At 43.1% G+C, this 14,762-nt stretch carries 8 protein-coding genes; all 8 read right to left on the bottom strand.

Annotation, left to right across the window (positions count from 1 at the left end; all coding sequences use genetic code 11):
- Positions 1–13: 13 nt before the first annotated feature.
- The 8 genes from QE404_RS05900 to QE404_RS05865 all read right to left on the bottom strand — a co-directional run bounded on the left by QE404_RS05900 (position 14) and on the right by QE404_RS05865 (position 14,740).
- Entirely contained in the window at positions 14–2,458 is a 2,445-nt protein-coding gene (locus QE404_RS05900; protein ID WP_307447849.1) for a glycoside hydrolase family 31 protein, read from the bottom strand.
- Between the two features lie 223 nt (positions 2,459–2,681).
- A complete protein-coding gene (locus tag QE404_RS05895) occupies positions 2,682–4,607 on the bottom strand; it encodes an alpha/beta hydrolase-fold protein (RefSeq protein WP_307447846.1) in 1,926 nt (641 codons plus the stop codon).
- A gap of 541 nt (positions 4,608–5,148) precedes the next feature.
- Positions 5,149–6,759: a glycoside hydrolase family 43 protein gene (locus QE404_RS05890; RefSeq protein ID WP_307447843.1), complete on the bottom strand. Its 1,611-nt coding sequence runs from the start codon at positions 6,757–6,759 to the stop codon at positions 5,149–5,151.
- 278 nt (positions 6,760–7,037) lie between these two features.
- Entirely contained in the window at positions 7,038–8,756 is a 1,719-nt protein-coding gene (locus tag QE404_RS05885) for a glycoside hydrolase family 43 protein (protein ID WP_307447841.1), read from the bottom strand.
- A 493-nt stretch (positions 8,757–9,249) separates the two neighbouring features.
- Positions 9,250–11,712, bottom strand: coding sequence for a glycoside hydrolase family 95 protein (locus QE404_RS05880; RefSeq protein WP_307447838.1), 2,463 nt, complete (start codon positions 11,710–11,712; stop codon positions 9,250–9,252).
- A gap of 122 nt (positions 11,713–11,834) precedes the next feature.
- Positions 11,835–13,106, bottom strand: a complete 1,272-nt coding sequence (locus QE404_RS05875) for an MFS transporter (RefSeq protein ID WP_307453757.1) — start codon at positions 13,104–13,106, stop codon at positions 11,835–11,837.
- Positions 13,107–13,745 carry a bifunctional 4-hydroxy-2-oxoglutarate aldolase/2-dehydro-3-deoxy-phosphogluconate aldolase gene (locus QE404_RS05870; protein ID WP_307447832.1) on the bottom strand — a complete coding sequence of 213 codons (639 nt, stop codon included), beginning with the start codon at positions 13,743–13,745 and terminating at the stop codon, positions 13,107–13,109. It lies immediately after the preceding gene.
- Positions 13,742–14,740 carry a sugar kinase gene (locus QE404_RS05865; RefSeq protein ID WP_307447828.1) on the bottom strand — a complete coding sequence of 333 codons (999 nt, stop codon included), beginning with the start codon at positions 14,738–14,740 and terminating at the stop codon, positions 13,742–13,744. Before QE404_RS05865 ends, QE404_RS05870 begins: the two co-directional genes overlap by 4 nt.
- Between the last annotated feature and the right edge of the window lie 22 nt (positions 14,741–14,762).

Genomic DNA, 14,762 nt, shown 5'->3' with positions numbered 1-14,762 from the left:
TCATACTTTAAGATTATTTAAAACTTACGTTGATCTTTTTCCCGGAATAATTCACGGTTTTCTGCTGACCGCCCGGAAGAAGTAAACTGAAATTTCTTTTTTCAATCATCCCGTTAAATTTACCTTTCCGGGCTTCAACGGTAAGTGTTTTTGATTTTTCGTTCCAGTGAAAAGGAATTTCAGTAAAGGCTCCTTTTTCATAATTGTAATTGTCGAATTCATCTTCGTACAAAACAAAATCGGCATCGGCTCCGGGATAGATTTTTACGGTAAGGTAATCCCATTTTTTCTCCGTTGCATATTGTACATCAGGACCAAACGGAATAATGCTTCCTGCTTTCACGTATAATGGAATGCTCTGGAGGGTAACGGATTTTTCAATCTTCTGACCGCCGCTGTGCTTCTGATTCGTCCAGAAGTCGAACCAATCGGTTCCGGCCGGAAGATAGACTTGCACGGTTTTATTTTGGGTGAAATCGATCCCGGAATCCTGATTTTCTTTCTTTGTACCGTTATCTTTATTCCAGCCCTGGTTTTCATCGGTGGTTATGATTTTTTCCGGGGTGTACTGCGCATGGAGAACAGGTGCTACCAGCAATGACTTCCCGAAAAGATATTCATTATTGATATCCCAGGTATTTTTATCTGATGAAAAATCCATTGACACTGCCCGGAGAAAACTCGAATTGTTTTTGGAAACGTCATGGGAAACGGAATAAATATACGGCAGCATGCTGTAGCGCAGCCTGATGAATTTTTCTATTGCATCATACACGACATCACCTTTTTTTCCGAACTGATAAATTTCCCTGGGAACATCGGTCCCGTGGGAACGCATCATCGGAGTGAAAGTTCCGTACTGGAGCCAGCGAACATACAATTCCTGGAACACCGGGCTCTTCGCACCACCGTTCTTTCGGTAAACACCGGCAAAGAAACCGCCGATATCTGAATTGAAATTCGGGTTTCCGGTAAGGCTGAAATTTAAACCTGCCGGCACCTGGTTGCGCAACATTTCCCAAGAAGAATTGACGTCACCCGACCAGGTGTTGGCTCCGTATCTTTGCTGGCCGGCAAATGCTGATCTGGTGAGAATAAAAACCCTTTTATCGCCTGTCGTTTCGCGCTGATGATCATAAACACCGCCTACCGTCATTAACGGATAGGCATTTCTCACTTTTCTGAATGATCCTAAATACGTTTTGGTATCGAGGTCTTCCGGTTTCTGGCTGAGGTGGTCGGGCTCGGTAGAATCCATCCACCAGGAATCTACTCCTAAGCTGAAAAGGCCCTTATTTAAATATTTCCAATACATATTCCGCGCTTCGGGGTTGTACGCATCGTATACACGCACGCCGGAAGGATAATTCATATCCGGCGGCCATACATCACGTCCCGATTCCGGCCAGGTTTTAAAGTTGAACAGCATTCCTTTCTGATCCATTTCCCGGTACGGATGAGTCATCGGGCCGAATGACGACCATATGGAAACGGAAAGGTGTGCATTGTTATCATGAATATCCTGAATCATTTTTTTGGCATCAGGAAAATCAAGGCTGATGAAATCCATCGCATTCCACTGGTAATTGTTTCCCCAATATTGCCAATCCTGGATGATTCCGTCAAGAGGGACTTTTAATTCCCTGTATTTTTTTACTACATCTACCAGTTCATCCTGACTCTTGTAGCGTTCTTTGCTCTGCCAATAGCCGTAAGTCCAGAGCGGGAGCATCGGCACATTCCCAGTCAGGTTCCGAATTCCGGCTACAACACCGTCGGCATTTTTTCCATAAATAAAATAATAATCAATGCCCTCGCCCACCTCGGAAGAGAAAGACGTCTGCTGCGGCGTATCGGTAAATTGGGTCGGCGATTCGTTGTCCCAGAACACTCCATATCCTTTCACCGACTGAAAGAACGGAATAAAATCCCAGGTGTTGTTCTGAATCATTTTAACATCGGTATTCCGCTGAGACATTTTCCCGTTCTGCAGAATTCCCAGGCCATAGATCGGCTCTTCTTTCTCCAGCTGAAAAGATTGAGAAACGGATAAAGTTTGATTCCCGACATCGTTGAATGGCTTGAAATTACTTCCGGTTTCTTTCAAAAGTTCCTGTCCTGACGGTGACCGGTAACTTATTTTTCCGGTCTTAACATCAATGGAAAGCTGTAGATGATCCGATTTTAATAAAATAACATCATTGTTTTCGGAAACCGAAAACCGGGTCTGCTGTTCCTTTTGGATGATTGCCAGACTGTTTTTCACCCATGATTTTCCGACAGGATATTTCATTACCCTTACCGTGTTCCCACCATACCATTTTACTTCAATAGCCAGATTTCCCGCAGAAAGGCTCAATCCGGAATCCGTTTTTTTATAGGATTGCGCATCGGTATTTCCTGAGAGCATGACCACCGTAAGGAAAAATATTCTGGTTTTTACTGTGTTAAAATTCATTTTTTGTGATTTGGAATAAGACTGAATTTTTACAGACTTAAAGTTTATTTATCTTACCGGATTTTTGTTAACGCAAAGGTTAAATTTTCCTGATGTTTAATGTAAGCAGGCAAAGAAATAATCAGCTGGCTGACCTGATGAAGCGTACATATCATCGATCTGCTTCATCATCGGCACTGTCGCTCCGCATTGCTCCCTTTAAAATGTACGCTTGTCTCCGGATTTATTTGAAAAGCAGCTGCGCAAAGTTGTACAGGTTATTCCTCCATACCGGCCAGGTGTGACCGCCCGGATATTCGGAATAAGTATATCTAATGCCCAGATCGTCCAGTTTTTTCATCATCACCTGGCAGTTTTTGTAAGCGATATCTTCTTTTCCGCCCATCGAAATCCAGAAGTTTTTGATGTTGGAATTGATCTGCGATTGGTTATCGGTCATAAACTGATATTCTTTGTCCGCGACTTCCTGAAGTGAAGGCAGGATCCACCCTGAGCTGAAAACACCCAGCGAGGAAAACATATTGTAATTCTGAACACCTGTGTGCAGCGTGTAGATTCCGCCCATTGAAAGTCCGGCCAATGCCCTGTTGGCGGCATCTTTTTTAATCCTGAAGTTCGCTTCGGCAAATGGGATAACTGATTCTTTCAGTTCCTTGTCAAACATCTGAAGATTACGGTCTCCGAAGCTTCCGAATCCCACAGGTCCGATATTGGCATCCGGCATCACGATGATCATCGGTTTAGCTTTGCCTTCGGCAATCAGGTTGTCCATAATCAGGTTGGTTTTTCCCTGCATCGCCCATCCGCTTTCGTCCTCGCCGCCGCCGTGCAGGATATACAGTACCGGATACGATTCAGCAGTATTTTTATCATAGCCCGGCGGCGTGTAAATAAACACCCTCCTCCAGGAATTGGTTACTTTCGAGAAAAGATTCTGAATCCTGATGTCTCCGTGCGGGACGTCTTTCATCGCATAATAGCCATCGCCAGCAAAAGGCACCTCGATTCCGCTGGCGTATCTTCCCATTCCGTAAAAAGTCTTGCTGGAAGGGTCTGCCACCAGTACATTGTCGATTACCATTGAATAGTAATGGAATCCTTCGCTTAAAGAATCGGTCGTTGTTTTCCAGACACCGTCTGAATCTTTGGTCAGGTCGTATTTTTTTCCAAGATCGATCTGGACTTTCTGCGCTTCCGGCGCTTTTACCCTGAAAATGGCCTTTCCGTTAGGCATGATCTGTGGGTACTGTGCATTCCTTATGTTGGATTCTGCAGGAAGACCCAATACGGTAAAATCGGAGAACGTGGTTTTGTCAACAGGCTTGAAAATCAGCTGAGAGAAAATATACAAATCGTTTTTCCATACCTTGAAATCATGGCCGCCCGGTTCGATGTAGAAAATGTGCGGGATTTTATTCAGGGCCAGGTAATCGTGGGTCCTTTTGCTGAACGGCATCAGTCCGTCGGCATCACCACAAGAAATCCAGAGCAATTTTAAATTCTTTGCTTTAGCAGGATCCGGAAGCAACTTCTGCGGTTCTTTTGTATTCGGAGCGGATGAAAACCCTCCTACCCAGGCAAATTTGTCGATGTTTCCAAGCCCGAAGTTCAGGGTTTGTCCGCCGCCCATCGAAAGTCCCGCAATCGCTCTGTTGTCACGGTCTTTTTTAACCGGAAATTTCTTTTCTACATACGGAATGAGATCGTTCAGCAAATCTTTTTCAAAAGTAGCAAATGCTTCCACTTTGTCTTTGGCCATGATGTTGCCGGTCGCCCGGTCGTCTTTCATCGCTCTTCCGTTTGGCAGCACGACAATCATCGGGGTAAGTTTTCCCTGCGCATACAGGTTATCGAGAATAATCTGCGGCGTCCCGTTTTTATACCATTCTTTTTCGTCCCCGCCTATCCCGTGAAGCAGGTACAGGACCGGATATTTATTCCCCTTTTTGAAGCCCGGCGGCGTATAAATCAGTGCTTTTCGGGTTACGCCTACGGTCTTTGAGGGATATTGAATCGAGTCGATTTTACCATGAGGAATTCCGGTATTGGCCACATCAAATCCTGCAGGAGCCTGTCTTTGTGTATTCTGGGCTGTTAACGGCACCACAATCAATGATGCGCTTATAATAAGTAGAGATGTAATCTTCATTGGTTTTTATTTGTAATTTTTACACTTATTAATTTAGACAAAAAAATAATACCGGCAAGGGTTTATTTTTTTCGCTTTATTTGTAGTTTTTGCAGTTGTTTATTAACAGGTCGCCTCTACGAGGCTTGTGTTAATTTTAATACTATTTGCTATTAACAGACCGCTCCTACGGAGCTTTGATGGATGGTTATTTCGCGCTTTTTATCATAGGCTAACACCTTATTCTGATTTAAACCTTCCTTTCAGGAATTGGTTTTTTCGTTGTGCTTTTTTGTCATAGGGCTAACACCCTATGCTTATTTAAGCCGCCCTTTCAGGGCTTTCAATTTGGTCTGTTACTTATCCTATCTATTTTTCCATAAATTTCATAGGGCTGCACCTTACGCTCATGATGTCGCCCTTTCAGGGCTTAAAGATTCTATCCTTTCATTGCTGTTATAACGCTGTATTCTATGTTCTAATGGTTTTGCTATTTTATGGCTTATCGCATTTTTATTAGTTGAACATCGTAGCATTTAAATTTTTCCGAAATTATTCAATTTTATTTTAAATCTGTTTTAACCCTGAAAAAATCAACATCCACAAAACCGCCCGGATCTTGAGTGGCATAATTGAAGATCGCAAATTTGGAACCCATAAAGAATCTGCGGTAGTCGAAGATCATTTTGTAATCTTTCGCCATTTCCGTCCAGTTTTTCCCGTCGGTGCTGTAATAAAAATCTGCCAGGTCTTTTCCCAGGTTGAAATCAGCATCGATTTTAAAATAGACTTTGTCAGCGTTCAAAGGAATCCGTTTTTTCTGTTCTTTTTTAGCCTCCGTTACCGCCTTGGTTTTATTGTCCAGACTCACTTCGTTGGTTGAGAATACCACATACTTTTTGCCGCCTTCCATTACCACAGATAAAATCCCGGAATCTCCGTTGAAGGCACTGAAACCGGCAACATCGCCGTCCTTCATTCCTTTTACCTCCAAAGCCACTATGCCGCTGGATGTCGGGCCTTCCATTCTTTGGGTCAATGTATTCGGAGCGAGGTACAAATTATCTCCTATTCTGGATGTTTTCAGCCTTAAAAATCCTTTCCGTTCGGATAATGACCATGCGGAATTGACAGGATTGTGGTTCCACTGCCACTGGATTTTCATTTTTTTACCGGAAAATTCATCGCTCTCTACCAAATGATTTTTTGGTTTAAATGGTGAAAGCGGAACCTCTCCTTTCAAAGGCACTCTTCCGTTGTCGCCCAGCACCGGCCATCCGTTCTCCCATTTTACAGGAAGTAAAACAGGAACCCTTCCTACTCCATTTCTGTCCTGAAAGATCAGTGAATACCAGTTGCCATTTTTGTCATCTATCAGGGCACCCTGCCCGGCATAGGAAAATCCAAGGAAATTATCTTCCAGAACGACTTTCTTTTCGAAAGGCCCGGTGACTTTATCAGACCGGTACACGACCTGCCTCCGTTTTCCGCCTCTCGGCCAGGAAATCATCATCATGTAATATTTCCCGTCCTTTTTGATGATCTGGTTGCCTTCCAGAAGTCCTGTTTCAGATTCATCTTTTTGAAAGACCTGCGTACCGTCGGGGTTTCCGATAACCGTTTTAAAATCAGGGCTCAGCTCAAAAACTTTATTGGAAGTAAACACATAGACGCGGTCATCGTCATCAAAGAACAAAGAGGCGTCGTGAAAATGCCTGGTCCTTGTAATAAGTTTCCAGTTGCCTTTTTCGGGATTATCCGTGACATAGAAATAGGATTTGAACGGTTCGTCATTCGGAGAAAACAAGACATAATATTTTCCTTTATGATACCGGATGGACGATGCCCATTGCCCGCGCCCGTAAACGGTTCCGTTCAGCAGGTCATATTTTGAATTGTCATTCAGAGTGTCAAATACATAGCTTGCCACTTCCCAATGCACCAAGTCTTTGGAATGCATTACCGGAGCACCCGGCATCAGATGCATGGTGGTACTGATAAGGAAAAAGTCATCGCCGTTTCTGGTGATCGACAAATCCGGTGCATCTGCCCAGATGATGGGATTTGTAAATGCCGTTGTTGCTTTATGAGCAGGATTTACCTGGGCTGAAAGATCATTCAGCCCGATAAATCCCAAAAAAGAAACTATATAAAATGATTTTTTAATATTCAAAATTTGAAAATTTTATTTTTATACGCAATACCCGCAAAGATTTTTTGATTGCCAACTGCTTTTAGATTTAAAAGCAATTCGGCAGGCTCAGTATAGACTTCAACTCAGCAAAGCAATGTATCAATTTATTGCATCCACTTTGGACTGATAACCAATTTCTGTTTATCATTGGCTTTATTTCAAATCCTGCTTTAGATTTTGGCTAAAGCCAAATGGATGCTGTTTTTTTGAAAACGGGCTAAAGCCCGTTCCTATTGATTATGCTTAATTACTCATTATTAATTCGGTACAATATCGTTAGACGACGTGCTGTACAGACCGATTAAACTTCCGGTGAAACCGCCTGCCACATCGGTTGATAGGATGTCTCCTGAAACCGGTCCGCCCAGATTTTTAAAGTTTTTACCGTCTAATGCATAGTTGAAGCTGATGTTGTCGTTCTCACCCATTAACTGCAGTTTAATGGTTTTTGACAATGAAATTTTCTCACTGGCGATCAGTCGGGATGCTCCTTTCTCTGTTCTTTCCAGAACGATATAATAGTCTTTGCCTTTTTTGGTAATTCCGAAAACATAATTGAACCTTTCACTTTGATAGCAGGTAATTCCGGCCAGTTCTTTTTCAGATTTCGGCTTAAAATCCAGGGTTACGGAAGTTTCAAAATCTTCGTGTTGCAACCTGTGGAACAAGGCGGAAACCGGAGCTAACGCTTTGATATTTGTTTCCATAGGATTCACTTTTACCCCATTTTTAGTGGAAGTGATGAAGTTCTCACGCGGTCCGCGCATGGCGATCCAACGGTAATCCAGGTTTTTATCGGTCAGTTTATCATTATACGTAAAGTTTCCGTTCGGGAAGAATCCGTTCTGTCCGGTCTGGTTTTGAGTGCCTTCGGGTAATTTCAGTTTCGGTTTCATCGGAACCAGCCCGTTCTGGAAAACCGGATACGTTCCGCTCCAGTCTACTGGTAATACGAAGGTTTCCCGGCCTTTGGTAACCCTGTTGTTGACATTCGGACGGATGGCCAGGAATACGCCGTACCATTGTCCGTTCGGGCCTTCCACTAGATCGGCATGGCCTGCCCAGTCTACTTTTTCCTTGCGGTCTTTCGGGAAATAACGCTGCGTCAGGATCGGGTTGTTCTTTGCCGGAACAAACGGTCCTTTCGGCGAATCGGCCATAAAGATCACTTCGCTGTGCCATCCTCCGGTTCCGCCTTCGGCGCACATCAGGTAATATTTTCCTTTGTATTTGTATAAATGCGGACCTTCGATCCAGATCGGTTTTTGGGTGATATCGACACCGGCATTAACAATAATCCTATCAGATCCTGCTACTACCTGGTCTTTTTCCAGATCGTAATCCCACATTTTGATGACGCGGTGCCCCTGATACTGCTCGGTTCCCTTTGGCGGCGCATCGTTGTGAACGATGTACGCTTTTCCGTCGTCGTCAAAGAAGATCGCAGGATCGATCCCGTCAAAATTCAGCTTCTGCACTTCGCTCCAGCCTTTTGCAGGGTCTTTGGTTTTGACGACCATGTTTCCTACTCCCCCCGCAATCTGCGTGGTGATCATGTAGAACGTGTCGTTGTATTTGTTATACTTGATGTCCGGTGCATAAATTCCCTGGGAAACGCCTCCTTTTTCTACTTTTAATTGAGACGGGCGATCCAGTACGTGGCCGATTTGTTTCCAGTTGACCATATCTTTCGACGTGAAGATCGGAACGCCCGGAAACATCGAAAATGAAGAATTCACCAGATAATAGTCGTCTCCTTTTTTGGTGATGCTCGGGTCCGGATAACAGCCCTGAAGGATCGGCGAGTAGAACTCGTCCGGTTTCAGTGGATTGTCATTGTATATTTTATCGTTTCCACGGTAGTTGAAATCGGAAAAGGTCTGAGCAGAAATGTTGCTCACGCTTAAGAACGCTGCTGCCGTCAGCAGGGTGAATTTGTTCTTTAAAAAATTCGGATTCATGGGTCTCTTTTTCATATGTAGATATTAATTATTTTCAAAGGTCATATGGAATCGCTGTATCTTCATTGGTGTGTGCGTTTGCTGCTAATCATCGCGATTTCATATATAAATTTCTTAATTTTTATTTTATTAATTCCCACGGGTTGCGCGTGTGGTTTTACTTATTTGTTATTTATTCCACAGGTTTCACCTGTGGCTATTGTTGTTGAACCCTTCTGTTCTTGTTATTAACAGGTCGCCTCTACGAGGCTTTGATTGCAATTAACTTTTTTCTATTATCAGGTCACTCCTACGGAGTTTTTGTAAATTTTTCTTGTGACTAACATGTTTCAAACCTTTCTACCATAATTATCCGTTGAATCACTCGCAGCCCGGCTTGAGCGGAAATCCTTTTTTGCTTGTATTAAAATTCTTTTTAGTCTGAATCGTCTGCAAAAAAGATTGGGAGCGGAAGACGGATAAAGCTGCCCAAACCTAACAAAGGAGTTATACATAGTCAAATTATTATCTATTTCATTTTTAAAATATATGTTTTTCCTGCTTCAGTCGGGAAATCGTACACCAAACCGTTTTTAATTTCAATCGAATTCAATTTAGCTTTGCTAGAAATCATTGGTTCCTTAATTTCAGGTGTCTCAAAAAAGGGATTCGGATTTTTGCCTTCTGCTTTTTTAAGTTTTGTTTTTCCTCTTAATTCCATTTCGTCCGGAATTCTGATTCTGCAATTTCCGCCTAATGCTGATTGTATGGTAATTTCTTTCGCTTTATGATTTTCCCAAACGATGCTCACTTCAAATCCGCCATAGGTTTTCAGTCCGGAGATATTACCGTTTTTCCATTCGTCGGGAAGTGCGGGAAGAATATCGATGAAACCGTTCTGTGTTTGCAGCAGCATTTCGGTAATTCCCGAGGTACAGCCGAAGTTTCCGTCGATCTGGAACGGCGGATGGGCATCGAACAGATTCGGGTAGGTTCCGCCTTTGCTTCCCCAACCGTCTTTTTCTACCAGGGTCAGTTGATCTTTGATTAATTTATTGGCATGGTTCCCATCCAGTAATTTGGCCCAGAGATTGACTTTCCAGCCCATCGACCAGCCAGTGGAAACATCGCCTCGATGAAGGAGAACGGTTTTGGCGGCGTCTGTCAATTCCGGTGTGGTGAAGGGATTGATTTGGTTGGAAGGAAACAGACCATACAGATGCGAAACATGCCTGTGGCTGTCTTCCGGGTTATCCCAATCGCCCATCCATTCCTGCAGTTGACTATATCTTCCGATTTTCATCGGTGGTAATTTTGAAATGATATTGTTCCAAACCGGGATTTTATCTGAGTTTATATTAAGAATTTCTGCCGCTTTTTTTGTCTTAGTAAAAAGGTCAAACATCAGCTGATTATCCATCGTATTTCCTGCTGCCAAAGCACTTCCCTGATGTCCGTCCGGAATATTCTCGGGAGACATTGAAGGACTCACAACCAGCCAATGATGCGTCGGTTCTTCTATCAGAAAATCTTCATAGAATTGAGCGGCAGATTTTAGAATTGGATAAATGGATTGAAGATAATTTTTATCGCCATTGTACAAATATTTTTCCCAAAGATGCTGGGAAAGCCAGGCTCCGCCCATCGGCCACATTCCTGCGTTGGAAAAATCTACAACGCCTGTGATTCTCCAGATATCCGTATTGTGATGTGCGACCCAGCCTCGGCTTTTGTACATCGTTTTTGCCGTTTCTTTTCCTGATTCGCTTAAGTCTTTTATCATCTGAATCAGCGGTTCGTGCATCTCGGAAAGATTGGTCTTTTCGGCAGGCCAGTAATTCATTTCCGTGTTGATGTTGATGGTGTATTTGCTGTCCCAGGCCGGTTTGTTGGAATTGTTCCAAATGCCCTGGAGATTGGCAGGCTGACCGCCCGGCTGTGACGAGGAAATCAGTAGATAGCGTCCGAATTGGTAATATAATGCAATGAGCTCCGGATCGTTGGTGGTTGCAAAGTTTTTAACCCTGATATCGGTCGGATTTTTTGCTGCCTCCGAAGTGCCTAAATTGAAATCTACTCTTTTGAAATATTTCTGATAGGCCGCCAGGTGATTTTTGAATAAGCTTATAAAAGATTTATTTTGTGCCGCTTCGATGTATTTTTTGCTTTTTGAAACTTCGTCTGCCTGTAAGGTTTTGTAATCTGTGAAATTGGTGGCGATCGAAATGAGGACCAGTACTTCATTGGCATTACTTACCGAAATTCCGTTTCCTGAAACCTGTGTTTTTCCACCTTTGTTGATGAATTTTGCCAGTGCATTGAATTTCACCCGACCCTGAACACCATCCAATGTAGATGATAAACCATCCATCTGTAAAGTATTGGCATCAATGGCCTTCACGCTCTTTTTAAGTTCACCATTGAAGTGAGCGGTAAAATTGAGTGCTTTTTTTTGGTCTGAACTCAGTTTAATAACAATAACATGATCCGGAATGGAAGCGAAAACTTCTCTTTTAAATGTAATTCCGTTTGAAGTAAATATTGTGGTGGCAATGGCTTTTTCGATATCCAATTCCCTGTAGTAATTTTTAACCTCTTTAAGATCGTTAAAATCAAGAATAAGATCGCCGATATTCTGATAAGCTGAACCATGAAGGCTTTTCGCTGTTAGTCCCTGGTCTGCAAGAATCTGCGCCCGTTTATAATTTTCGTTGAATAAATAATACCGGATAGAATCCAGGACTTTCGGCCCGTCCGGGTTATCATTCCGGGAAGGACCGCCGGACCAGAACGTGCTTTCATTGAGCTGAAGCTTTTCTTTGGAAGGATCACCGTAAACCATTGCCGCAAGCCTTCCGTTTCCGACAGGCAATGCTTCCACCCACTGCTTGGCAGGCTTGTCGTACCAAAGCTTGTTTTTCCCTCCTTTCTGGGCAAAGGAAAACAGGCTTGTGAAAAGACAGAATGTGAGTATGCAAGGTTTGAGATTCATTAATTTAAATATTCAATTTTACATTCGTTACGTACTGAACATTATTCTTTCTTCTCTTGTGTTTTTTGCTTCTGCCATTGATATAAGGCTATTCCCTTCTGATCAATGCTCCGTTCCGACAGTTATTTCTTGTTCCTGTTGATCAACCGTATGATTCCCCAGGCTGCGATATAGGAAATTCCGGCAATAAAAAAGATAATGTTGTATCCGCCGTTGATATTGCCTGATTTTTTAAATGCGTCAAGAACAATCCCGATAAATAGCGGGAAAATAATTCCGGCCACTGAACCGAGCATTCCGCCAAATCCGATAACAGAACTAACGTAATTATTCGGTAATTTATCCCCTACTGTAGTCATCAGATTGGCCCCCCAACCCTGGTGTGCAGCTGTAGCAAAGGCAATGATAATTGTTATCAGCCACATATTGTCAACATATTTCGAAAACATTACCGGAACAACCATTAAGGCAAATAAAAGCATGGTAAGGCTTCTTGCTTTTTTAATATCCCAGCCTTTTTTAATCAGCATAGAGGAAAGATATCCTCCTCCAATACTGCCTATTGTGGTTCCGCTGTAGATAATAATCAATGGTATTGAAGGTTTGGTGAGATCCATTTTAAATACATCGGCAAAATACGCCGGAAGCCAGAACATGAAGAAATACCAGATGGGATCTGTCATGATTTTTCCGATGGCAAAAGACCAGGTAACTTTGTATTTCAGGATTTCGGAAAGGGGAACTTTGGATTGCTCTTCGGTCTTTCCATCCTGATCGCTTTTGATGTATCGTAGTTCTTCAGGACTCAGTCTTTTTGTTTTTTCAGGAATGGTATAGAATCTCCACCATAGAATAATCCATAGCAATCCCAAAGCACCGATCCATACAAAGGTTTGCCTCCAGCCGTAATGGCCCAAGATGAATGGAACCAGAAGCGGTGCCAGAATTGCTCCCACAGTAGCCCCGGAATTGAAAATACCGGTTGCCAAAGCCCTTTCTTTTTTCGGGAACCACTCAGCAACAGATTTGATGGCTGCAGGGAAATTTCCTGCCTCACTGATTCCCAGCGTACTTCTTGCCACCAGAAATCCTACGGTACTTTTTACAAAACCATGCCCGATGGAAGCAAGACTCCAGACAATCAGTGAAACCGCATACCCGATCTTGGTTCCTACCCGGTCGATGAACCTTCCCATTGCTAGGTAACCGACAGCATAGGTAGCAGTAAAGGCCATTACGATGTAGCTGTAATCTTTTTCGTCCCAGCTGAATTCTTTTTCAAGAACGGGTTTCAGCAGCCCCATGACCTGACGGTCAAGATAATTGATCGTCGTAGCCAGAAAGACGAGGGACAGCATGAACCATCGTATGTTTTGGTTTTTAGGAGCCTGCATTTAATTTTGATTAAGTTGTTCTAATAAATCCTTCACTTTTTCAGTCAGCTGTTCTGCGCTGAAATCTGCCTGGATCAGGGAACTTCCCAATCCTACTGCTGCGGCACCCCCTTTGAACCACTCATTGATATCCTCAGCATCGGCATGCACTCCGCCGGTCGGCATAAAGTTCATTCCCGGAAATACAGGCCTGATGGATTTGATATAATTCTTTCCCAAAGCATCGGCAGGGAATATCTTTACCATGGTTAATCCGTTCTGAAAGGCGACATTGACGTCGGACGGTGTAAAGCAGCCCGGAATGAGCAGGATATTTCTCTCTGAAGCCTTCTTCACCAGCTCTTCGCTGATTACCGGTGTAATGATGAAATCTGCCTTCACATCGGCATAATCGTCAAGTTCTTTTGTATTTTTTACCGTTCCGATACCCAATAAAAGTTCAGGAAACTCCACAGCGGAAATTTCTTTCAGCCGGGTGAAATTTTCAAGTGCCTGACTGCCGCGGTTGGTATATTCTATAGCCCGGATCCCGACTTTATATAAGGCTTTTATAATATTTTCTGAAACTTCAAACGACTCGTTGTAAAACAACGGAACGATTTTCTGGTTTTTTATCTGCTGAATAACTGAGAGGTTCATAATTGTTCGATATTGATGGTTTCGTTGATGGTATCGCCTTTTACAAAAAGTTTCAGGAAAGCGACTTTTGTGGCATCTTCCAATATTTTAGGTGTAGAATTTCTTTTTAAGATTCCGTGGATGAGTGCGGCCATAAATGAATCTCCGCTGCCTACCCTTTCCTCCACTTTTTCGGAATAGTACTGTTCTGAAACAAAGAGCTGCTGATCTGCATATAATGTTGCATAATAATTCACCTCATCTCCTTGGGTAAACCGGAAAGTATTGGCAATTATTTCAACATTCGGGTAAGCATGTTGAATTTCAGCGGCAGATTGTTCTGCCTGTCTTAAAAGGTTCTGATCGTTGAAAGTTCCGTCTAGTTCATATACTACCGGGATTTCCAGAAACTGCTGAATCGACCAGATGTTTCCCATCAGGACATTGACGAAAGGCATCAGTTCCTTAATGCTGGCAGAAGGGTTTTTTCCTTGCCATAATGCTGCCCTGTAATTCAGATCCAGTGAAACCTTGATCTTCCTGGATGCCGCTTCTTTCATCAGTTCCACACATTTCTGATGGGCTTTTTCACTTAATGCCGGTGTAATGGTACTGATATGGAGCCACTGAACGCCACTGAATACCTCCTCCGGACTGTAAGACGAAAAATCCGATGCTGTAAATACGGAAGGAAAACGGTCATAGATCACCTGTGCATGCTGCATATCGCCATCGGACGACAGGTAAAATGTTCCGAGCCTGCCACTGCTTTTTTCTGCCAGGACTTCTATTTTCTGATCCTGGAGCTTTGACTCAAGCTGTTTTCCGACAAAATTTTCAGGCAGGGCTGAAAGCAATTTTACCGGATGATGCCATTGAGCGAGTGCAGAAGCAACATTGTATTCGGCGCCCCCCACAAAGATCTTCAGAGATTGTTCCCCAAGCCAGTTCCCTCCTAAATCCGGAGCAAAATGGAGAAGCAATTCCCCGAAACAAAGTACTTTTCCTGAATCCATCGTCTTTATTCTTATGCAACCT

Source organism: Chryseobacterium camelliae (assembly GCF_030818575.1).
Lineage (GTDB): Bacteria > Bacteroidota > Bacteroidia > Flavobacteriales > Weeksellaceae > Chryseobacterium > Chryseobacterium camelliae_A.
This window is presented reverse-complemented; position numbering and strand designations above follow the sequence as displayed.